Annotated in this window: 24 protein-coding genes and 1 pseudogene; 22 read left to right on the top strand and 3 right to left on the bottom strand. The window is 35.9% G+C overall.

Features of this window, described 5'->3' with window-relative positions:
- The first annotated feature begins 50 nt into the window (after positions 1–50).
- Genes rpmG through FP432_RS00770 form a run of 5 tightly spaced genes read left to right on the top strand, consistent with a single transcriptional unit; the run spans position 51 to position 2,160 of the window.
- Complete coding sequence (gene rpmG, locus FP432_RS00750; RefSeq protein ID WP_117117800.1) at positions 51–200, top strand: 50S ribosomal protein L33; 150 nt, start codon at positions 51–53, stop codon at positions 198–200.
- Between the two features lie 47 nt (positions 201–247).
- Positions 248–805, top strand: a complete 558-nt coding sequence (locus tag FP432_RS00755; protein ID WP_265488915.1) for a 5-formyltetrahydrofolate cyclo-ligase — start codon at positions 248–250, stop codon at positions 803–805.
- 5 nt (positions 806–810) lie between these two features.
- Entirely contained in the window at positions 811–1,494 is a 684-nt protein-coding gene (locus FP432_RS00760; RefSeq protein WP_265488916.1) for a rhomboid family intramembrane serine protease, read from the top strand.
- Positions 1,494–1,709 (top strand): YqgQ family protein, encoded by a 216-nt coding sequence (locus FP432_RS00765; protein ID WP_265488917.1) that lies wholly within the window; start codon positions 1,494–1,496, stop codon positions 1,707–1,709. The genes FP432_RS00760 and FP432_RS00765 overlap by 1 nt, the downstream gene beginning before the upstream one ends.
- 49 nt (positions 1,710–1,758) lie before the next feature.
- Positions 1,759–2,160 (top strand): rhodanese-like domain-containing protein, encoded by a 402-nt coding sequence (locus FP432_RS00770; protein ID WP_265488918.1) that lies wholly within the window; start codon positions 1,759–1,761, stop codon positions 2,158–2,160.
- Between the two features lie 56 nt (positions 2,161–2,216).
- On the opposite strand, the gene FP432_RS00775 is transcribed toward FP432_RS00770, so the two are convergent.
- Positions 2,217–2,396, bottom strand: a complete 180-nt coding sequence (locus tag FP432_RS00775) for a DUF3042 family protein (protein ID WP_265488919.1) — start codon at positions 2,394–2,396, stop codon at positions 2,217–2,219.
- 153 nt (positions 2,397–2,549) lie between these two features.
- Between FP432_RS00775 and miaA the strand changes: the two genes are divergently transcribed.
- On the top strand, positions 2,550–3,470 hold the full coding sequence (miaA, locus tag FP432_RS00780; RefSeq protein ID WP_265488921.1) for a tRNA (adenosine(37)-N6)-dimethylallyltransferase MiaA: 921 nt from the start codon (positions 2,550–2,552) through the stop codon (positions 3,468–3,470).
- Positions 3,471–3,621: 151 nt separating this feature from the next.
- Positions 3,622–4,956, top strand: coding sequence for a type I glutamate--ammonia ligase (gene glnA / locus FP432_RS00785; RefSeq protein WP_265488922.1), 1,335 nt, complete (start codon positions 3,622–3,624; stop codon positions 4,954–4,956).
- A 67-nt stretch (positions 4,957–5,023) separates the two neighbouring features.
- Here the strand turns inward: glnA and FP432_RS00790 are convergent, their stop codons facing one another.
- Entirely contained in the window at positions 5,024–5,698 is a 675-nt protein-coding gene (locus FP432_RS00790; RefSeq protein WP_265488923.1) for a type 1 glutamine amidotransferase, read from the bottom strand.
- Positions 5,699–5,823: 125 nt separating this feature from the next.
- On the opposite strand from FP432_RS00790, the gene FP432_RS00795 reads away from it, so the two are divergent.
- From FP432_RS00795 to FP432_RS00855, 13 genes and pseudogenes are all read left to right on the top strand, one after another.
- Positions 5,824–6,072, top strand: a complete 249-nt coding sequence (locus FP432_RS00795; RefSeq protein WP_265488924.1) for an AbrB/MazE/SpoVT family DNA-binding domain-containing protein — start codon at positions 5,824–5,826, stop codon at positions 6,070–6,072.
- Positions 6,072–6,416 (top strand): type II toxin-antitoxin system PemK/MazF family toxin, encoded by a 345-nt coding sequence (locus FP432_RS00800; protein ID WP_265488925.1) that lies wholly within the window; start codon positions 6,072–6,074, stop codon positions 6,414–6,416. Before FP432_RS00795 ends, FP432_RS00800 begins: the two co-directional genes overlap by 1 nt.
- A gap of 142 nt (positions 6,417–6,558) precedes the next feature.
- Positions 6,559–8,051, top strand: a pseudogene (gene yjeM / locus FP432_RS00805) (glutamate/gamma-aminobutyrate family transporter YjeM).
- Positions 8,052–8,075: 24 nt separating this feature from the next.
- Positions 8,076–9,251 carry an MFS transporter gene (locus FP432_RS00810; RefSeq protein WP_265488926.1) on the top strand — a complete coding sequence of 392 codons (1,176 nt, stop codon included), beginning with the start codon at positions 8,076–8,078 and terminating at the stop codon, positions 9,249–9,251.
- A gap of 130 nt (positions 9,252–9,381) precedes the next feature.
- Positions 9,382–10,569 (top strand): CPBP family intramembrane glutamic endopeptidase, encoded by a 1,188-nt coding sequence (locus FP432_RS00815; RefSeq protein ID WP_265488927.1) that lies wholly within the window; start codon positions 9,382–9,384, stop codon positions 10,567–10,569.
- 117 nt (positions 10,570–10,686) lie between these two features.
- Positions 10,687–11,505 (top strand): Cof-type HAD-IIB family hydrolase, encoded by an 819-nt coding sequence (locus tag FP432_RS00820; RefSeq protein WP_265488928.1) that lies wholly within the window; start codon positions 10,687–10,689, stop codon positions 11,503–11,505.
- Between the two features lie 72 nt (positions 11,506–11,577).
- Complete coding sequence (locus FP432_RS00825; RefSeq protein WP_265488930.1) at positions 11,578–12,540, top strand: ABC transporter ATP-binding protein; 963 nt, start codon at positions 11,578–11,580, stop codon at positions 12,538–12,540.
- Positions 12,533–14,095 (top strand): ABC transporter permease/substrate-binding protein, encoded by a 1,563-nt coding sequence (locus FP432_RS00830; protein WP_265488931.1) that lies wholly within the window; start codon positions 12,533–12,535, stop codon positions 14,093–14,095. Before FP432_RS00825 ends, FP432_RS00830 begins: the two co-directional genes overlap by 8 nt.
- An 80-nt stretch (positions 14,096–14,175) precedes the next feature.
- Positions 14,176–14,577 (top strand): OsmC family protein, encoded by a 402-nt coding sequence (locus tag FP432_RS00835; protein ID WP_265488934.1) that lies wholly within the window; start codon positions 14,176–14,178, stop codon positions 14,575–14,577.
- A gap of 117 nt (positions 14,578–14,694) precedes the next feature.
- Positions 14,695–15,306, top strand: a complete 612-nt coding sequence (locus FP432_RS00840; protein WP_265488936.1) for a GTP pyrophosphokinase — start codon at positions 14,695–14,697, stop codon at positions 15,304–15,306.
- 2 nt (positions 15,307–15,308) lie between these two features.
- On the top strand, positions 15,309–15,974 hold the full coding sequence (locus tag FP432_RS00845) for a response regulator transcription factor (protein WP_265488937.1): 666 nt from the start codon (positions 15,309–15,311) through the stop codon (positions 15,972–15,974).
- Between the two features lie 11 nt (positions 15,975–15,985).
- Positions 15,986–17,260, top strand: coding sequence for a sensor histidine kinase (locus FP432_RS00850; RefSeq protein WP_265488938.1), 1,275 nt, complete (start codon positions 15,986–15,988; stop codon positions 17,258–17,260).
- 302 nt (positions 17,261–17,562) lie between these two features.
- The gene (locus FP432_RS00855) at positions 17,563–18,411 is read left to right on the top strand and encodes a zinc ribbon domain-containing protein (protein WP_265488939.1); all 849 of its coding nucleotides are present in this window, start codon (positions 17,563–17,565) and stop codon (positions 18,409–18,411) included.
- 69 nt (positions 18,412–18,480) lie between these two features.
- Here the strand turns inward: FP432_RS00855 and FP432_RS00860 are convergent, their stop codons facing one another.
- The gene (locus FP432_RS00860) at positions 18,481–18,615 is read right to left on the bottom strand and encodes an XRE family transcriptional regulator (RefSeq protein ID WP_265488940.1); all 135 of its coding nucleotides are present in this window, start codon (positions 18,613–18,615) and stop codon (positions 18,481–18,483) included.
- 283 nt (positions 18,616–18,898) lie between these two features.
- Between FP432_RS00860 and FP432_RS00865 the strand changes: the two genes are divergently transcribed.
- Both FP432_RS00865 and FP432_RS00870 read left to right on the top strand, forming a co-directional pair.
- The gene (locus FP432_RS00865) at positions 18,899–19,507 is read left to right on the top strand and encodes a DUF3232 domain-containing protein (RefSeq protein WP_265488941.1); all 609 of its coding nucleotides are present in this window, start codon (positions 18,899–18,901) and stop codon (positions 19,505–19,507) included.
- Positions 19,508–19,658: 151 nt separating this feature from the next.
- On the top strand, positions 19,659–20,201 hold the full coding sequence (locus FP432_RS00870) for an LPXTG cell wall anchor domain-containing protein (protein WP_265488942.1): 543 nt from the start codon (positions 19,659–19,661) through the stop codon (positions 20,199–20,201).
- Positions 20,202–20,376 lie beyond the last annotated feature (175 nt).

Raw genomic sequence — 20,376 nt, forward strand, 5'->3', positions numbered from 1 at the left:
TAATGGTATAGTTTAACAGTCAATATAAAAACAAATAGGTGGTGGAAAAGATGGCAGATCATATTATTCTTGAATGTACCGAATGTGGTGACAGAAGTTACTTATCTGAAAAGAATAAGCGTAAGCACCCAGAACGTTTAGAATTGAAGAAGTATTGCCCAGTTGAAAGAAAGGCAACACTTCACCGCGAAACTAAGTAATTAAAACAACAGGTTGGCCTGTTGTTTTTTTATTTATTGGAGACCAGATGAAAGATAAAAAAACATTTCGTAAAGAGCAAATTGAAAGCTTAACTCAATTTGCAAAGCTACCGGCTAAAAAAGCTGAAGACCAAATTTTAGCTAAAAAATTATTACAATCCCAGTTAATGAGTAGAGCACAAAAAGTTGCTATTACTTTTTCAATGCCATTAGAAGTAGATACGGCACCAATGATTAAGAGTTTGTGGCAAATGGGTAAAGAAGTATATATTCCGCGAGTTTTGCCCCACCGGCAGATGGAATTTACCTTATACGAACCAGGAACCAAGTTAACTAAGAGTAAATTTGGTGTTTTTGAAAATTGGAACGAAAATGTTAAGGTTTCTTCACAAATTGATTTAATGGTTGTGCCTGGTCTTGCTTTTAGTTTAAATAATAATGAAAGGTTGGGCTTTGGTGGAGGCTATTATGACCGCTATTTAGCCCAGCACGATCTGGAGACTGTGGCTTTAGTTAATAGTAAACAAGTTGTACCAGAAGCCTTGTGGCCAGTGGAGTCTTTTGATATTAATTTAAAACATCTTATCTTAGCTAATGAGGATTGAAAATCATGGAAACAAGAGATAATCGCTTACCCTTACCTTATATGACTATCGCCATCTTGACTGTTTTGGTTGTAATGTATCTAATTGAAACAGTGATGGGAGGATCAACTCGTGCTGCTGTGTTAATGAAATTAGGGGCAATGAATAACCTAGCAGTAGCTTCACACCATCAATTCTGGCGCTTATTTACGGCACAATTCTTGCATATTGGCTGGCTTCATTTAGCTTCAAATGCTGTGATGATCTATTATCTGGGCCAATATTTGGAACCGATTATTGGATCTTGGCGCTTTTTGGGCATTTACCTCTTATCGGGGGTTGGTGGTAACTTATTAGGTTTCGCTGCTGGCAACGATTATAGTATTGCCGCCGGGGCTTCCACAGCCTTGTTTGGTTTACTGGGAGCAGTAATTACTTTATATGTTCGTAATCGTAATGTTGACTTCATGGCTCAACTAGGTAAAATGTCAATTGCTTTAGCGGTGATTAACCTTGGTTTAGATCTTTTTATCAAAGATATTGATATTTTGGGTCATATCGGAGGTTTAGTGACTGGGTTCTTTCTCTGCATCTTGATTGGTAATAAGGACTTACAAAATTTTAAACCGAAAATGCGGGTAATTGCGCTAGTTATTCTGATTTTATATACAGTTTGGAGTTTGCGTTCAGGAATGGTGATTAAGTACTAATGAAAACTTTATATGATGTCCAACAACTTTTAGAACGCTTTAATATTTTGGTCCATGTTGGCAAACGTAAGTGGGATATCGAGCTCATGGGGATGGAATTGGATAATTTGCATCATCGTGGCGTTATAACGGAAAAAGAGTACATGCAAGCTAAGCTAATCTTGCGCCATGAATATGAATACGAGCTCAAAAAAGAAAGTGGCACAAAAGCGTAGAATAGCTTATGATAATAATAAGATTTAAAAAGAGGAGTAATGCCTGTCTATGAACAATATTTTTGTAATCATTAACACTGTTTTAATTATCGGGATTGTGGCTATTGCACTATCTTGGCTTTGGCAAAAGCTGCAAGCCAAAAGTGTTAGTGGTCGCCTTAGCCAAGAGGAATTCGAAGCTGGCAAACGCAAAGCACAGATAATTGATGTCCGGGAAAAGAAGTCTTTTAAGAAAAAACATATCTTGGGTGCCCGCAATATTCCTTTAACGATGTTTAAATATCAATTCTCAGAAATTAGACCGGATTTACCCGTTTATCTTTATTCTGATTCTCAAGCTGCAACCTTGCGAGCAGCTAAGATCTTAAAGAAAAATGGTTACCAAAAAGTTTATTGGTTAGAAGACCCATTTGAAAAATGGCAGGGCCAAACCAAAGCTTCTAAATATTAGGCAATATAAAAAGCTGCAAGTTTTTACTTGCAGCTTTTATTATTTATATGAATAAATTAGGCTTGGTGAGAAACGTGGCTCTTACGGTTAGCCTTAATTCTATTTTCTTCAATCTTGTTTTCTTGTTCAATTTCAGGATCAAGTACCTTCTTCTTGTAAGTAAATGCACCTGCGGCAATTGCACCAACACTTGCTAAGATACCAGTTGCTAAACCTGCGCCAAATCTTTTTGCCATAATTATGCCTCCTAAATGTTATTTTTCTTTACACTCTCATTCTAGCAGTAAGTTAGATTGAAATAAAGAATTATGAATAGTAAAAAGATAATAATTTTTCACAAAGATAGTTTGTTAAAATTGAAGTAAATTAAGCAAAGAAGTAGGAATAAAATGCAAAAAATAATTGTTATTGTCGGGCCCACTGCCGTGGGAAAAAGCGATTTTGGCTTAAAATTAGCCCAAGCATTTGATGGTCAGATTATTTCTGGTGACTCGATGCAGATTTATCAAGAAGTGGCAATTGGAACAGCTAAGCCTTCCAAAGCAGACCAGGCACAAGTTAAGCATTATCTCGTAGATGAAAAATCAATTTTTGACTCCTATTCGGTCAAAGATTTTGTGGCAGGTGCAAATGACGCCATTAAAGAAATTACGACTAATCATCACTTGCCGATTGTGGTTGGAGGGACAGGATTTTATATCAATGCCTTAATTAATAAAATGCAGCTGGGTGAACCTGGAGAATATAAGGATAGTGTTGCAAGTGAGTGGGAAGAATTTTTGGCAAAATGGGGTCCGCAAAAGTTATGGGATGAGTTAAACCAAAAAGATCCCGTTGCTGCCCAAAAAATAGCCGTCCAAAATTCTCGCCGCACCTTACGGGCGCTGACTGTTATTTCGCGTACGGGCAAGTTATTTAGTGCCCAGCAACAGCATATTGAACGACGTTATAACGCTTTAATTATTGGCTTAAATAGTGACCGGCAGCTCGTTTACAACCGGATTAATCACCGGGTAGATAAGATGCTGGCAGCAGGTTTACTTGATGAAGCAAAGTTTGTTTACGACCACCGCAAACAAGAAAAGCAAGCAATTCAAGCAATTGGCTATAAAGAATTATTTCCATATTTTGAAGGAGAGCAGGGTTTAAGTGATGCAGTGGCTAAATTAAAACAGGCTTCACGTAAATATGCAAAAAGACAGTTAACTTATTTTAAACATCAGTTACCAGTTGAGTGGTTCGATCCCTTAAACGATCCTGATTATCAGGAGAAGATTTATAAGAGAGTAAATGAATTTTTAACTGAATAATTAAGAAAATATATTAGCTAAAGCTAATTAAATTTTAATATCAATTGACGAGACCAATTTCTTTTGCTATGGTGTAAATGTGCTTAGCACAAGGAAAAATAAATAATTTAAGGACTATACCAATTCTAGTCCTTTAGAATAGGTGTGTACAATGAGTAAAAATATTAGTGCTGATGATATTAGAAAGAGCGTCGAAGATAATGATGTCCGTTTTTTACGCCTAGCTTTTACCGACGTAAATGGAACTACTAAGAGTGTCGAAGTTCCAACTAGTCAATTAGATAAAGTTTTGAAGAATGATATTCGTTTTGATGGTTCTTCAATTGAAGGATTCGTGAGAATCGAAGAAAGTGACATGGTTTTACATCCAGATCTTTCAACTTGGATGATTTTACCTTGGGATACTGAAGATGCTAAGATCGGTCGTTTAATCTGTGATGTGTATAAGACTAACGGTGAACCTTTTGAAGGAGATCCCCGTAATAATTTGAAGCGTGTCATCAAAGAAATGAAAGCTATGGGCTTTTCAACCTTTGATATTGGTTTTGAAGCAGAATTCCACCTATTCAAGATGGGTGAAAATGGTGAATGGACTACTGAAGTGCCAGACCATGCTTCATACTTTGATATGACTTCTGATGATGAAGGTGCAAGATGCCGTCGTGACATCGTCGAAACTTTAGAAAAGATTGATTTTGAAGTTGAAGCTGCTCACCACGAAGTTGGGGAAGGTCAACAAGAAATTGACTTTAAGTTTGATGATGCTTTAACTACTGCTGACCGTGTTCAAACTTTTAAGATGGTAGTTAGAACTATTGCTAGAAAGCATGGTTTAGTTGCTACCTTTATGGCTAAGCCACTCGAAGGTGCAGCTGGTAACGGAATGCACACTAACATGTCACTCTTCAAAGATGGTAAGAATGTCTTTTATGATAAAGATGGTGAATACCACTTATCAAAGACTGCTCTTTACTTCTTAAATGGTATTTTAGAACATGCACGTGCAATTACAGCAATTGCTAATCCAACTGTTAACTCATATAAGCGCTTAATTCCTGGTTTTGAAGCACCTGTATATATTTCATGGGCAACTAAGAACCGTTCACCACTTGTTCGTATTCCTGATGCTGATGAAATTGGTACTCGTTTAGAAATGCGTTCAGCCGATCCAATGGCTAACCCATACCTACTTTTAGCGGCAGTCTTAAAAGCTGGTTTAGATGGCATCAAGCAAGAAAAGATGCCAATGGAGCCAATCACTTCAAATGTATTTGAAATGAGTGAAGAAGAAAGAGCTAAACGTGGTATTAAACCACTTCCGTCAACTCTTCACAATGCAATTAAAGCTTTCAAAGAAGATAAGTTAATGGAAGAGACACTAGGTGACCACTTAACTCACAGCTTTATTGAATCTAAAGAATATGAATGGGCACAATATAACCAATCAGTTTCCGATTGGGAAAGAAAAATGTACATTAACTACTAATTAGCTCAATAATAAAGAAAATAACCTCATAATTATCTTGTTTAAGGATAAATTATGAGGTTATTTTTTAGTTTTCTTTAGTAATAAAATTCAAAATATGATAGATTATTTGTTTATTTTCCTGAGGTACACCATGTTTAATGATTTCACTAGCGGTTTGGTGTAAGGCGTTGTTATTGGCCGGATAGTCACTATCATTAATCGCGATTTCGCGTAAATTATCTTCTTCGGGTTCGAAGTGGAATTGGAGGCCGACAACATTATCACCTAAGAGAAAACCTTGATTTTTAACCAAATCACTTGAAAATAGGAGCTTGGCTTCATCAGGAATTTCAAACATTTGCTCGTGCCAGTGCAAAACATCCATTTTGTCAGGGATGCCGGCAATAGTATGATCTTTTAAATAAACCGGAGCCCAACCAACTTCTTTTGCGGGTGCATCTGAAATTTTATAACCCAGGCTTTTGGCAATTTGTTGCGCACCAAAGCAAGCACCAAAAATAGGTTTATTTTGAGCTAAAAGTTCTTTAATTAATTCTCGTTCCTGGGCAATCCACGGTAAGTTATCATTAGGACTCATCGGACCACCTAAGATGACTAATAGGTCAGTTTCAGAAGCTTTAGGTAATTTGCCGAAAGTTTCGGGATGATAAACATAAAATTCAGCTTGTTGTTCATCAGCCCAACTTTTAATTGCTCCTGGACCCTCGTTAGGTGTATGTTGCAGGACATTAACACGCATTTCAATTCTCTCCTTTATTAAACCAGAGTAATATTTTTATGTATTATACAACAAAATTTTCAGATTCACTTAATAGTTTTTGCCTTACAAAGTAAGGTAAAATATAAATAAGGAGATGAGAGAATATGCAAATTGAAGCTAAGATAACAAGTAAAAATCAAATTACGATTCCAAAAGCTGTTAGAGAACAGTTAGGTATCAATGAAAAACATGAAAAAATTCTGTTTAATATTGAGCAAGGTAAAGTCACAATTGAAAAATCCAAAAAAGATAATTTTTGGCAATTAGTCAAAGAACAACAAGAAAAATACGGTACGATTAATACTCCTGAAATTGACTGGGGAAATGATGTTGCAAAGGAAATTATTGATTAATGTTTAAACAAGGTGAAATTTATTATTTTAATTTAGAGCCTAGTCGCGGAGTTGAAGAAAAGAAAACAAGACCATGTGTGATAGTTAGTAATGATAACTATAATAGAATTTTTAATACTGTCATGGTTTTACCAATCTCATCTTCATCAAAATACTTAAATGAAGAAAAATACCAGGTGTCTCCATTGTTTAAATCAATTGTTGGAAATAAAATAAGAGGGACAATTTTACTTCAGCATCTTAGGACAATCGATCCATCTGTCAGCGTCAGCGGACCGCTTCAAGAGACTTTATCATTAGAGATGATAGAAAGTTTGCAACAAAGTTTGAAACACTTCTTTTAATTGATTTTGAATAATAGCTTTTTAATAAATACCTACAATTTTAATCTTTTTGACTTGTATTCATTTAATAAAATTTTTGAAAACGAGGCCAATAAGGACCATAATAGAAGGAGTGTGTTAAAAAAGGAGAGTTATATTTTTTATGAATCAGAAAAAGGACGTCAAGCTAAAGACGGGTGCTTTAGTCTTGATGATTTTCTCAGCTATCTTTGGATTCAGCAATTCATTGACAGCTTATTATCAAATGGGTTACGCCAGTATCTTGTGGTATATCTTAACTGCAGTGCTGTTCTTTATCCCATCAGCTTTGATGTTTGCCGAATACGGGGCAACTTTTAAGGGAGCTAAAGGAGGAATCTTTTCTTGGCTGCGAGGATCTGTTAGTGAAAAGACAGCTTTTATTGGAACATTTATTTGGCTGGCTGCTTGGGTAGTATGGCTAGTGTCATCTACGCAGTTCTTCTTAGTATCATTGTCAACAGCGATTTTTGGTCATGATACTACTCAAAGTTGGCATTTAGGCCATATTTTAAGTTCAACTCAGTTATTGGGTGTACTGGAAGTTATCTTCTTAATTGTAGTTACTTTTTGTGCTGCAAAGGGTGTTGATAAAATTGCTACTGTAAGTAATGTCGGTGGTGTTTTCACCTTAGCCATTGCGATTGGTTTTATGTTGGTTTCTTTAATTGTTTTTTTCATTAATAAAGGACAATTAGCTGAACCTTTAACTACAACTAATTTGGTTCATTCACCAAACCCTGCATTTCAAAGTCCAATTGCCGTTATTTCATTTATTGTTTATGCTTTATTTGCTTATGGTGGTTTGGAAACTTCATCAGGTGTGATTGATTCAGTCGATAAGCCAGAAAAAACTTATCCTAAAGCTTTAATCATTGCGATGATTTTGATGACTGCACTTTACGTGTTTAACATTTTAATGTGTGGGGTAGCAGTAATGCCTTATCAAGTAAGAGGGTTGATTTGGCCAATGTTGAATATGTTTTAATCAATAACTTAGGATTGGTCATGGGCCACGGTCTTGGTTTATCGCATAGCGCCAGCGTTACATTGGGTATTGTCTTTTCAAGATTTGCGGGTATTGCAGACGTTTTAGCAGGGATTTCTGCAGCTTTCTTAATGGTTTATTCACCAATCAAATCATTTATTGAAGGTTGTGATCCTAAGCTTTTACCTAAAAAATTAGTGAAGTTGAACAAGCATAATATGCCGGAACATGCGATGTGGCTTCAAGCTGCTATTGTGAGCGTCATTATCTTATTTATTTCATTTGGTGGTAATGCAGCTGGTCAATTCTATACTATCTTAATGGATATGATGAACGTGTCTTCATCTGCACCTTACTTATTCTTAATTGGTGCTTTTCCATTCTTTAAAATGAAGCAAGATTTAGATCGTCCCTTTGTTTTTGTGACTGGGATGAAGAAGGTCTGGACGATTACTGTAGTTGTATGGCTTGTAGTCGCAATCGGAATTGTCTTTACTTGTATTGAGCCATTATTTACTCATGATTATATGACTTCATTCTGGACTGCTATTGGTCCCGTTGCTTTTGGAATTATTGCTTGGATTTATTATTCTTACCAAGAAGGAAAAAAGAGTCGCGAACTTAATTAAATTATCAAATAGGAGAGATCAGATTTGAAGAAATCTAAATCAATCTATACGAAAGACGTGGTGCTGGTAATGGCAGCCTCGTTTTTCTTTATGTTTTCTGTAATGTTTGTGACCCCGCTAATTAATGGTTTTGCCCTTGATTTAGGGGCAAGTACGATTTTTGCCGGGGTAATCACCGGGATGATGAGTATCATTTCGATGTTTTTACGACCAGTTGCTGGTAATTTAACTGATCGTTTTTCAAAATATCAATTGTCGTTTATTGGTGGTATTTTGATTTTTATTGGGGTAGCAGGATATTGTTTTTCACCTTCTGGTGCTTGGCTGTTAGTTTTTAGACTAGTTAATGGACTAGGATTTGTGTTGGCCACTGTTTGTATGGCAACTTGGCTTTCAGTTTTAGTGCCGCGTAAAAATGTTGGTCAAGCAATGGGCTTTTATGGCTTGATGAACGCCTTAGCCATGGCGGTTGCACCAGCTGCTGCCATTAATCTTTATAAAGTAATTGGTTATCGCTGGTCACTAGCCTTAGCCGCTTTAGCCGCACTTTTAATGATTATTATGTTGCCTTTTGTAGGTAATAAAGGTAAGCCAGTGATTACTCCTGATAAGAAAGTGCACAAGAAGTTTAAAATTATCCAGGTAAATGCCTTACCAGTGGGAATTTTAATTATGCTGTTTGCGGTACCATATTTTATTACCCAAGCAGATATTGTGATGTATGCTACCTACCGTCATTTGAATATTTCGGTCGGATCATTCTTTATTATTTATGCTATTGCCTTGTTAATTATCAGAACAGTTCTAAAAAAATATTTTGATACTGTGCGCTTTGGCAAGTGGTTCTGGATCAGCGTAATCGCCATGGTAATCTTTTTAATTGCTGCTTCTTATATGTTTAATGACTGGATTATGTCACTAGCTGCCTTAGCATTATCAGTTGGGTATGGAGTAATTTATTCAGTTTTGCAGTCAACAGCTTTATTACTTGCTCCCATGGATGAGCAGGGAATTGCGACAGCAACATTTTATTTGGGAATGGATATTGCGATGGCTTTTGGTCCAATGCTTGGTGGGGTCTTAGCCGCAAAGATTCCCCACCGCTATTTCTACATTGTGTTATTAGTTGAAATCCCACTGATGATAATTGTTTACTTGATTTATCATAAGCGTCTTAATGAAGCGATTGATCACCATTAAAAAAGAGAAATTCATAAGAATTTCTCTTTTTTTTGTTTATTCATTTTCCTTATTTTTAATAATAGCTTGAAAGAACAACAAATTAGTTTTATATTAAAAAATAAATTTATTATTAATGGAGGATGTAAAGATGAAAAAATTAGGTCCTACTAAGCTACTTATTGGTGAGCTTATTTTTGCAATACCATTGTCGCTGGTTTTGTTTATTTTTCAGCATAACTTCCAGGTTTTACTGTATACAGCATTTTTAATAATAGCGCTTTTATTTATTTATCGAAGTAGTAATCTAATATCTCATATTTTTAATATATTGGCGTTACCTTATATATTTTTAAATCTTTATACTATTCTTCTAAATCTATTGCTTAAGAGATTTACAAAATTTGAATTAGGTTTATATATTTTATACTTTATTGGCATACTAGTGATATTGGTTCCAGTAATGGTACGTGATTATGGTAGTATCAAAAAACCAATATGGGAGTTATTAACTTCTGTTTGGTTAATATTTAATCTATTTTTAGCTCCATCATTAGACGTAGTTGCTAATCAATTTATTATGGGAGTAAATAATAGTAATTTACTTTTAGCAATACTTTTTCTTGAATATGCTATTTTAGTCATTAAAGGATGGGGTTATAGATTTTACTTTAATTTAAAGATGAACCAGGCAAGCATTTTCTACTATTCCTTGTTAGTAGTGTTAGTGTTAGTTGCTATTTGGGTTATTTGCTTTAGTGTTTTTATTACGGGAGCAGCAAATTGGGAACAAGCATTATGGAACTGGAATTTGTGGATAATTGATCTTACTAATTCAATCGAAATAAAAAATATTTGGGAATTAATCTTTATTGCGTTTAGGGCAGCAATTATGGAAGAAAGTGCGAGATACATTTTTTTATTAACATTGTTAATTAGCTTTACCAAAAGAAAAAGACAAGCATTGGAGGCAATTTTACTTAGCTCAGCAATTTTTTCACTACTCCATATTCTTAACTTTTCTGCGCCTGGAGCAACTCTTAATAGTGTATTAACACAAATTTTGCATACCTTTGGATTTGGATGTATTTTAGCTGTAATTTTTCTGTATAGTGGTAAATTGTGGTTAATAATATTGTTACATATATTTGCCGACATTTTAAGCTCTTCATTAAATCCTTTGGGATATAGTGGAATCTTGCTAAATACTAAAAGCAACATAATAGTAGGGCTAGGAATTATTAATGTTATTCCATTAATTTGTGTAGCTATAATCTTAATAAATAAAAAATCTAGAAGTTACGTTTATCAAAATATTAAAATTATCTTGGCAAAATAAGGATGAGTAATAGATACTCGTCCTTTTTCTTTCTCAAAAACATCTAACAAAATAGTTTACAGAATCCAAAATAAAGCATTAAATAAATAAGTAAGCAATTTGAAGGAGGAAGAAACAATGACATTACCTTTTAAAGCAGTCGCTGTTGACATGGATGGAACCTTTTTAAATGAAAAAAGAGATTTTGACCACCAAGAATTCGCCAAAATTTTAGATATTTTTGAAAAAGAGCATATCCAATTCATTGTTGCTTCGGGACGTCCCTATGCGCGATTAAAACAGGACTTTGTCGATTTTAGAGACCGAATGGACTTTGTAACGGTCAATGGAGCGCGCTTAGTTGCCGAAGGCAAACAAATTGGAATTACTCCCATTAAGCGCGACTTGGTCCTCGACACGATTAAGTATGGTGAAAGTACTTATCACGGCGTTACAACGCTTGTCTTTGGACCGGGTAAGGCTTTTGTTTTAAAGAATGCTCCCGAGGAAGAAAAGAGATTCTTAGCTTACTTTGCAGGCGAAGTAGCTGAACTTGATAATTGGCTTGACTTACCTGATGAGCCTTTAGTCCAAGTAACTTTTAATTGTGGTGGAAAATATGCTCCTGATATTGAAAAAGCAATTAACGATAAGTATGGTAAGGTGATTTCTGCCTATGGATCAGCTGATTTTGCTGTTGATGTTGATGCTTATGGAGTAAGTAAGGCTGAAGGGCTGAAGGAATTACTAGCTAAGTTTAACTTAACCGGGGATGACTTAATTGCCTTTGGTGATGGTGGTAATGACCTTCAAATGTTGAAGCTAGCTAAGTATTCTTATGCGATGGAAAATGGTATCGATGAAGCAAAGAGCGTAGCGCGTTATATAGCGCCTAAAAATTCTGAGAATGGGGTCTTTCGCGTTTTGGAAGATTATATTCATAAGTACTTAGACTAACAGCTAAACTTGTGTTCGTGCTTAATCTATGAAAGAATTAGATAATAATACAGAAGTTAAGGAAAACAAATAATGATTAAATATGAACATATCTCTAAAAATTATGGTGAGAGACTAATTTTAGATGATGTTTCTTTCACTGTAAAAGCTGGAGAAATTTTTGTCTTAGTTGGCCCCAGTGGCAGTGGCAAGACAACGCTACTCAAAATGTTCAACCGCTTAATTGAACCAAGTAGTGGTGAAATTATTTATAACGATCAAAAAATAAAAGATTATAATTTGCGCGCTTTGCGCCAAGAAACTGGCTATGTCTTACAGTCAGCTTCTTTGTTTCCAAATTTAACCGTGGGTGAGAATATCACCTTGCCGTTAGAGCAACGAAAAGGTTTTAATAAAAAAGAAAGAGACAAGGTGCAACGGACAGTGCTCAAGGGTGTACAACTTGATCCCGAAATATATCTTGACCGTTACCCTGACCAACTTTCTGGTGGCGAAGCTCAAAGAGTAGGAATTGGACGTGCCTTAGCTGGTAATCCAAAAGTAGTTTTAATGGATGAACCTTTTTCAGCCCTTGATCCCGTAGTGCGTAAGCAGCTCCAAGATTTGGTCTTAGAATTGCAGCAGCGTTTTAACGTTACGATTATCTTTGTAACGCATGACATGAATGAAGCAATCAGGATGGGTAACCAAATTGGCGTAGTCCATGATGGTCACTTAGAGCAAGTAGGTAAGCCGCGTGAAATCCTCCAACATCCTGCAACTGAATTTGTTAAAAGCTTCTTTGCTGGTAATGGAATTAAACAATCTCTTAATTTAGAGACTCTAGTTAAGAGTGAAATTGGGGTTGATGGGAAGTATTATCCTAAAACAGAGACTTTGCCGCATTATCATATTTATGATGTCAAAGACTTGGTTAAGGCTTGTTCTGACCACCCTGATAAATTATTTGTAGCCCAAACTAGCTTTGGTGACTATGTGATTGAGCCCAAACAAGTCTGGAAGTTTTTATTAAAGAGGGTGGCCAACAATGATTAAATCGTTATGGAACATGATTACCAACAATTATGCGCAAATTTGGGCCACAACCTTAGTTCACATCAGAATTTCGCTGATCTCTTTATTTATTGCGATGATTATTGCAATTCCGCTTGCCTTTTTAGTGCGCAACCACAAAAGAGCTGCGGGCTTTTTCTTACAAATTGCTGGGATCATTCAAACTATTCCTAGTTTGGCAATTCTAGGTTTACTATTGCCCTTTGTCGGAATTGGGACCGTCCCTGCAATTATAGCTTTAGTCTTGTATGCCTTAATGCCAATTTTCCAAAATACTTATTCAGGACTAGCTAATATTCCTGATAATTTAAAAGAAGCTGCAACTGCTTTTGGTCTTACTAAATGGAAGAAATTCCAAAAATTAGAATGGCCGCTTGCTTTTCCGATGATTTTGTCAGGAATTAGAATCGCCCTGGTTATGATTATCGGAACAGCGACTTTGGCAGCCTTAATTGGTGGTGGTGGTCTGGGTACTTATATTTATCAAGGGATTAACTCTGATAATACCACCGAAGTTTTACTAGGAGCGATTTTATCAGCCTTACTAGCCTTGGTATTTTCTTGGTTCTTGAGCTTTATTTCTAAAAATAAGACTAGAACCAAGGTCGGCTTGGCCATAGTTGCAGTCTTATTACTAGTTTGGGGCGGCAGCAGTGTTTACCAGCACTACCTTGAACCACAAATTCAGCCCAAGACTGCTAAAGTTGAAACTAAGAAGATTGTCATTGGTGGCAAGATGGGAACTGAGCCAGATATTTTGATTCATATGTATAAGGATCTGATTGAAGCTAATGATCCTCATACTAAAGTAGTTTTGAAGCCTAACTTTGGGACAACTAATTTCTTATTTAATGCCTTGAAGACTGATAAGATTGATATTTATCCTGAATTTACAGGTACAGTGTTACAAACAATCGTCAAAACGGGTAAGAAGACTGGCAATGACCCTAAGGCTGTTTATCAAGAAGCTAAATCTGACCTAAATAAGCAATATCAGATGACTTATCTTGAGCCGATGGCCTACCAAAATGGCTATGCTTTAGCTACAACTGAAAAATTTGCTAAAGAAAATAAATTAAGTAAGATTAGCGACTTGAAGCGAATTAACAAGAAGGTCAATGCAACTTTTGATACTGACTTTGCTAGTCAAAATGATGGCTATGTTGGTCTAAAGAAGATCTATAAGTTAGACTTTGCAACAATCAAGAGCACAGATGCAAGTATTCGTTATCAAGCAATTGCTCAAGGTAAGTCTAACTTGGTTGATAGCTTTACCACTGATCCAGAAATTAAGCAGCAAAAACTAGTCTTGCTCCAAGATGATTTGAAGTTCTTCCCGCCATATCAAGGAGCACCACTAATGACGAATAAATTTGCCAAAAAAAATCCAAAAGTCGTTAAAGCTTTGAACAAACTAGCAGGTAAAATTACGACTGAGCAGATGCAAACAATGAATTATGAAGTAAAGGTTGAACATAAGTCAACGGCAAAAGTAGCACGAGACTTCTTAATTCAACAAGGATTATTAAAGAAATAGCAAAGAATCACTTAAGACGAAGTTCTTAGGTGATTTTTTGCTAAAAATATGGTTAATTAGACTTAAAAGGAGATTTTTAGATGAGTGAGTATAATGTGGAATCGGAATATAGTAGCGAGCCCTGGGGGATAGATAATAGTACCCAGCGCTATAGTTTTGTAGCTGATGAGGGGAAGGGTAAAGGACCAAATCCGGTTGAATATTTAACTGGTGCGGTCAATTCTTGTCTTTCCATTTCTGCAGCAATGTTGATTGCTCACCGCAAACTGGATATAAAGAATTTTAAAATTAACAATACTGCCCATACTCGTAAATTAGAGCATGGGATGAGTGATGTTGCAAGGATGGACTTAGTCATTACTTTTGAAAGTAAAATGAGTCAAGAACAGCAAGATGCATTTGTGAAGAGAATGTTTGAAGTATCTACTGTTTATCAAACAATAGCCAAAGCAGTAAAAATGGATATTAAAGTTAATCCCTAAACAATGAGCTAAAGGACTAGTAATCTTTTAGCTTTTTTTATTTATTTGCTAAATTTTGCTTAATTAGACTCAGAGAAAGATTAGTTTGGTATGATAAGGATAATGAGGTGAGTTTTTATGAGTATTTATGGTGATTATCAACCAATTTTGGAAGATTTGTTAGCCCAAACTATGCAACACTTTCGTACAATTAATCAGCAGTACGCTCAAGAGCATGGCGACCACTTGTATGAACACTTAATTGGTCGGGTTAAAACTGAGGCTAGCATGGAAGAAAAGTGTAAACGCAAAAACTTGCCCTTAACAGTGCACTCAGCTTTAAAAGAAAATAAAGATAGTGTCGGTATTCGCGTGGTCTGCAATTTTATTGATGATATTTATCGCTGGATTGACCTGATTGGTTCGTGGGAAAATTCCACGATTGTTAAGAAAAAAGACTATATTACCAATGTAAAACCTAATGGCTACCGTTCTTACCATCTAATTCTGGACCAGGAATTACCCCAAGAAGATGTTGACGGTAATACACCTGGACATTACTATGTGGAAATCCAATTGCGCACCATTGCCATGGACACTTGGGCTAGTTTAGAGCATGAGATGAAATATAAGCATGAAGTTAAAAATGCCGAGATGATCAGTCAAGAATTAAAACGCGTTGCTGATGAACTAGCTTCTTGTGATGTCAGTATGCAGACAATTAGACAGCTGATTAGAGAAGAGGATTAATTATGAAAATCTTAGTCGCTGAAGATGAACCGCAGTTGCAACGTGTTTTAGTTGCGGCGATAACCAATGCGGGCTATGAAGTTGATCCCGTTGCTAATGGAAAAGAAGCAGTGGAACATGCTCGCAGCCATAGCTATGACATCATCATGCTTGATATCATGATGCCAGTGATGGATGGAATTACTGCCTTGAAAAAAATTCGTGAAACTGGTGACAAGACCTATATTTTGATGCTCACGGCCAAGGCTGAAGTTGACGACCGCGTAACGGGGCTTGATAGTGGGGCTGATGATTATTTGACCAAGCCTTTTTCGCTCAAAGAGTTGCTCGCACGCTTGCGTTCCAAAGAAAGACGTGATGATACCTTTACCCCTAAAGAGTTGTCTTATGGGGATGTAACTTTGAATGTTGAGGATCAAGAATTAGTAAGTAAAAATTCAATTAGGTTGAACAATAAAGAAACCCAATTAATGAACTACCTCTTACTCAACCAGAATAAAGAATTAACAGTTCAAGAGATTCTCAACCATGTTTGGAAAAACGAACCTGATGCCGATGAAGAAATTGTTTGGGTATATATTTCATACTTACGCCAAAAATTAAGTTCGATTCAAAGTGATGTCAGGATTGAAGGTGAAAAGGACCACAGTTTTACGTTAATTAAGTAGGAGGGAAGGATATGATACAAAAATTCCGCTGGCATTTTATTTTTCTTTCAATTGCTTCACTCTTTTTAGTGTTAATTTTTACCTTGGGTGGCTTGCTAGTGATTACCTACCATCAAAGTAGTAGCGAAGAACAACGCGTACTTACTGCCTTAGTAAAAAATGATGGTGGCCTCACTCCACAAAATGCGAAGCCAGTGCTAGGTCAGCAAAATAATGTCATTGATAGTAATTTTTTAAGTGGACCCTTTAACCCAGAAACAGTCTTTCAATACCACTATTTCACGGTTGAAGTGGGACCTGAAGGTGAGTTTACCCTCCAAAATAATGCAGCACGTAATAAGATCGATCAAGACCAAGTTTTTAGCAAGAGTAAGCAAATTCTAGCTAAGAACATCAAGAGTGGTAGGGTTTACTTTGATAAGAATATTTATGCCTTTCGTAAGAGTAAAACTGAAGACGGACAAAAGATCATTATCTTTCTGAATGAAACTTTGATTTTTAACCGTTACTTCACCCTCTTAAGAGTGAGCTTATATCTTGGAAGTTTTGCCTTGCTAGTATTTGCATTGGTGCTAATTTTACTATCAGGGCGAGCAATTAAACCAATTACTGAAACTTATAAAAAGCAAAAGGAATTCATTACTAATGCCGGCCACGAATTAAAGACCCCGCTAGCAATTATCTCGGCTAATACGGAAATGCAGGAGATGCTGGGGAATGATTCAGAATGGCTGGAAAGTACTAAAGACCAGGTTAACCGCCTGCAGACTTTGATCAACCGCTTAATTGAAGTTGCCCGTACACGTGAAAAACGGGATTTGACGTTGAGTCGGATTAATTTTTCCAAAGTTGTGACTAAGAGTGCTGCCAGCTTTAAGTCAATTATGGAACAAAAACATCTCCATTATGATGTTGAAGTTACGCCCGATCTTTATGTTAATGCCGAGCTTCATTCTTTAACTGAAATTGTTAATGTCTTGTTAGATAATGCGGCCAAATATTGTGATTCCGATGGCAATGTTAGTGTCAGCTTGCAAAAGAGTCGGTTAGGTAAAACAGCAGTTTTGAAGGTAGCTAATACTTTTGCTAATGGTAAAAGAGTTGATTATCGTCGCTTTTTTGATCGCTTCTATCGCGGCGATACGTCACATAATTCAGAAAAGAAGGGCTTTGGAATTGGTTTGGCCATGATTCATGATATGGTGCAACTTTTTGGTGGAAAGATTACCGTGCACTGGAAAGATGGCGTGATTTATTTCAACGTTAATTTGAAGCTGGTGAAGTAGAGATCTGTGCTAAAAAAGCTGTTGTTGATTAAGATTATTAATTCTATAATATTTGTAGAGAATATTTTTTTCGCTATAATTGGGGGACATTATGGTGCCACGACAGAGGCTTAGTATCTGATCGTTAGTCAAGGCAGACGATATGGTTCTGTCCAGTCCCCAGAGCTGTTAGTTATTTAACTAACAGCTTTTTTATTTCCAAAAATATCTACCGAACAAAATGGTATTTCTGCAGATTTTAAGTCAAAATATCAAAATTATGGTTTAGTGGTAGTGAACTATTTATTAAAGGAGTTAAGTAAATGAAAATATGTCCAAACTGTCAAGCTCAAGTTGAAGATGACGTAAAGTTTTGTACTCATTGTGGTTACAAGTTTGCTAATAATGCTGCTAATCAAGCTGTGCAAACTGTTGTAAATAATCAACCACCTGTGTCACCTAACTATAATCAAGCAACCAATGTTAATCCACAACCCCAACCTCAATCACAACCGGCCCAGCCTCAAAGTCAAATTACTAATCAGATTAGTAATGCAGTTCATAACTTTGATGCTCATAACCTTTGGCAATGGTTTGTTGATTCTTGGAAACACCCACTTGGTGAACAAAAAGCACCTAAGTGGTATGGGATTGTAACCTTTATTGTAGAGGACATTTTGTTTGCTCTGGGTTCAATGCTTATTGCAAATGCGGCTATGAGTAGTGCAACTTTTGGCATGTTCTCGGGTAATAGTGATACTAATGGTGCCTTTATCCAAGTATTTTTGTTCTTAATCTTATTAACCTTGGGTAGTATCCTCGCTTCATTTATTGCCAGCAAGTTTGTTTATAGTCAGACTATAGGCTTTTGGGACTATGTTAATCGCATCGCCCAAATTGATAATTTAAGTGCAATCTTTATGATTGTTGCCTTTATTGGCGCACTCATAAAAAGTGATGGACTCTTTGCTTTCTTAGTTATTTTAGCTGGAATATTCTTTGAATTAGCTGTCTTTGTGCCAGTTTTAGCAGATAAGAATGCTAAGCGCGATAAGTTCTATGGCTTGATTATTGGGGTAGTAATTCAATTAATTATTGCTGGAATTTTATTCTCTGTTTTTAAACAAAGTATTCAAAGTCAATTACAAAACTCAGTCCTACACTTGTTCTGATAATTAGACTGATAAGCCTCTTACAATAGAGGCTTATTATTTTGGATAAGTTAGAGCGTTATATATTTATCAGTTACCGACATTTTTTAGATTAGCTAGAGCAATTGCACTTTCTAATTTAGCACTTTCAGTATCGAACTCGACTTTAAATTTTGGATCTTTTAATTGTTCATTTAAATAATCGTTAAAGTTAATATTACTCATATTTATTTTTCCTTTTTCTCAATTTTCTAGAAGCAATGGGAATGGGGCATAAAAGTTCTGTTATTGTCTTATCATAGCACAAACTTTATTACTGCTAATGATAGAATGTCTAAATGTTCCTACTAGATACACAACAAAGAGATTTTACAAGTTTTGGTTACATATAAGATAACTATGTTTTAATAGAAGAATAGTTTTGTATTAGAAGAATATTATATAGGAAGTAATAATACATTTTACTGATAAGATAAAGTTCTGCGATTGCATAGGAGGCTGAGTATAAATGAGTGAAGAAGTATTAGAAAAAGTAAATAAACTTAAAGAAGCAGATAAAATTGCCTTTAATTTAGAGCAAGTAGAAGATAAAAAGCTCGCTCTGCGCCAACTTGGGCAAGTATTAAATGAGGCAGGACTGGTGCAAGTCGGTGCGGCAGAAGCCGAGATTATTACTGTTTATCAGCAAAATGTTGAGCAAAGATTACAAGATTACTTAAAAAGCACTCATGAAGAAGCAGACAAGCTAGTTCTCAATGAGGCGGTACTGGCGCACTACCAAAAAGCAGACTCCGAAGATGCCGAGCTGGTACAATCATATAAAGAAAATTTGATTACCTACAGTTTGATCGTGCTAACATTTGCCAATGAAGTGAATGCCTTACGCGCTAGCAAAAATGGGTCAGAATACCGTGAGGCATTTGAGCGACTTGATCGTCATCGTACCAATGTCCATGATGCTTGTCTTTTTGATATTAAGGTGATTAATCAAATGGCGCTGCAAGATGGTGTTGGGCAATTCGTGGTAACTGAGCTAACGAAGCCTAACAGGACTGACTATGGGGCAGCGATTGTTAAGTTGTGCTATCGAGGGATGGTGGCGCAGTTGAAGGATTAATTGAATAAGAGGATGAAGAACACAATTCAGTAAGAATTGTGTTTTTTTGATAGTATATCTGCAGATTCGCGGACAAGGGAAAAACAATATGATTTAATCTTGGTTGGTGTTGTTAAAGCAACGTAATATTAATTAATTTATGGAGGATAATATGTCTATCAAGAAAAATAGTATTTGTAAAATTGCCCTTAGTGCAGCTTTAGTTTTAGGTGGAACTTCATTAATTTCTGCTCATACTAGTTCTACTGTACATGCTGATGTGGTTGATTTTTGGGGTCCAGAAGGTCCACTTTGGGGAGATACAATTGGTGGAAATGAAGCCAGCTCAACAAGTGATTCAACTGAATCAACTAGTCAAAATGATACACAAGCAAGCGATTCAAGTAATCAAGAAGCAGCACAAACAAGTGATGCAAGTGAATCAACCCAAGCAAGTGACAATTCAGCTAATGAAGTAAATTCTAATAGTGAAAGTACAACAGCAGCTGCAAGTAACGATGCAGCCACTACCAATGCTGCAACTGATACTCACGCTGTAGCAAGTACCAAGAGTGCTACTCCAAATGCAACTGATTCAACTACTATGACTGAATTACCACAAACTGGTGCAAAGGCAAATGCAGGAATTTTAGCTGGTTTAGGAAGTCTTTTATCATTAGTCGGATTATTTGGAATTCGTAAGAAGTTAAACTAAATAATTTAGTTAATTTTAAAGATTAAACATCTCATAATTGTTAGATATGGTTCTAACTATGATGAGATGTTTTTTTATTACGAGAGAAATTTCAACGTGAGTCATATTGTAATTAATGTAAATTGTTGTAGCTAAATTAACACTCTTAAAATATAATCGAAAAAATTTTAGGTAA

This window comes from Lactobacillus sp. PV034 (genome assembly GCF_014522305.1).
In the GTDB taxonomy this organism is placed as follows: Bacteria; Bacillota; Bacilli; order Lactobacillales; family Lactobacillaceae; genus Lactobacillus.

Bases quoted from the DNA above. Each gene is read 5' to 3' on its own strand.
- rpmG (WP_117117800.1), top strand. From the start codon at position 51: ATGGCAGATCATATTATTCTTGAATGTACCGAATGTGGTGACAGAAGT.
- FP432_RS00755 (WP_265488915.1), top strand. From the start codon at position 248: ATGAAAGATAAAAAAACATTTCGTAAAGAGCAAATTGAAAGCTTAACT.
- FP432_RS00760 (WP_265488916.1), top strand. From the start codon at position 811: ATGGAAACAAGAGATAATCGCTTACCCTTACCTTATATGACTATCGCC.
- FP432_RS00765 (WP_265488917.1), top strand. From the start codon at position 1,494: ATGAAAACTTTATATGATGTCCAACAACTTTTAGAACGCTTTAATATT.
- FP432_RS00770 (WP_265488918.1), top strand. From the start codon at position 1,759: ATGAACAATATTTTTGTAATCATTAACACTGTTTTAATTATCGGGATT.
- FP432_RS00775 (WP_265488919.1), bottom strand. From the start codon at position 2,396: ATGGCAAAAAGATTTGGCGCAGGTTTAGCAACTGGTATCTTAGCAAGT.
- miaA (WP_265488921.1), top strand. From the start codon at position 2,550: ATGCAAAAAATAATTGTTATTGTCGGGCCCACTGCCGTGGGAAAAAGC.
- glnA (WP_265488922.1), top strand. From the start codon at position 3,622: ATGAGTAAAAATATTAGTGCTGATGATATTAGAAAGAGCGTCGAAGAT.
- FP432_RS00790 (WP_265488923.1), bottom strand. From the start codon at position 5,698: ATGCGTGTTAATGTCCTGCAACATACACCTAACGAGGGTCCAGGAGCA.
- FP432_RS00795 (WP_265488924.1), top strand. From the start codon at position 5,824: ATGCAAATTGAAGCTAAGATAACAAGTAAAAATCAAATTACGATTCCA.
- FP432_RS00800 (WP_265488925.1), top strand. From the start codon at position 6,072: ATGTTTAAACAAGGTGAAATTTATTATTTTAATTTAGAGCCTAGTCGC.
- FP432_RS00815 (WP_265488927.1), top strand. From the start codon at position 9,382: ATGAAAAAATTAGGTCCTACTAAGCTACTTATTGGTGAGCTTATTTTT.
- FP432_RS00820 (WP_265488928.1), top strand. From the start codon at position 10,687: ATGACATTACCTTTTAAAGCAGTCGCTGTTGACATGGATGGAACCTTT.
- FP432_RS00825 (WP_265488930.1), top strand. From the start codon at position 11,578: ATGATTAAATATGAACATATCTCTAAAAATTATGGTGAGAGACTAATT.
- FP432_RS00830 (WP_265488931.1), top strand. From the start codon at position 12,533: ATGATTAAATCGTTATGGAACATGATTACCAACAATTATGCGCAAATT.
- FP432_RS00835 (WP_265488934.1), top strand. From the start codon at position 14,176: ATGAGTGAGTATAATGTGGAATCGGAATATAGTAGCGAGCCCTGGGGG.
- FP432_RS00840 (WP_265488936.1), top strand. From the start codon at position 14,695: ATGAGTATTTATGGTGATTATCAACCAATTTTGGAAGATTTGTTAGCC.
- FP432_RS00845 (WP_265488937.1), top strand. From the start codon at position 15,309: ATGAAAATCTTAGTCGCTGAAGATGAACCGCAGTTGCAACGTGTTTTA.
- FP432_RS00850 (WP_265488938.1), top strand. From the start codon at position 15,986: ATGATACAAAAATTCCGCTGGCATTTTATTTTTCTTTCAATTGCTTCA.
- FP432_RS00855 (WP_265488939.1), top strand. From the start codon at position 17,563: ATGAAAATATGTCCAAACTGTCAAGCTCAAGTTGAAGATGACGTAAAG.
- FP432_RS00860 (WP_265488940.1), bottom strand. From the start codon at position 18,615: ATGAGTAATATTAACTTTAACGATTATTTAAATGAACAATTAAAAGAT.
- FP432_RS00865 (WP_265488941.1), top strand. From the start codon at position 18,899: ATGAGTGAAGAAGTATTAGAAAAAGTAAATAAACTTAAAGAAGCAGAT.
- FP432_RS00870 (WP_265488942.1), top strand. From the start codon at position 19,659: ATGTCTATCAAGAAAAATAGTATTTGTAAAATTGCCCTTAGTGCAGCT.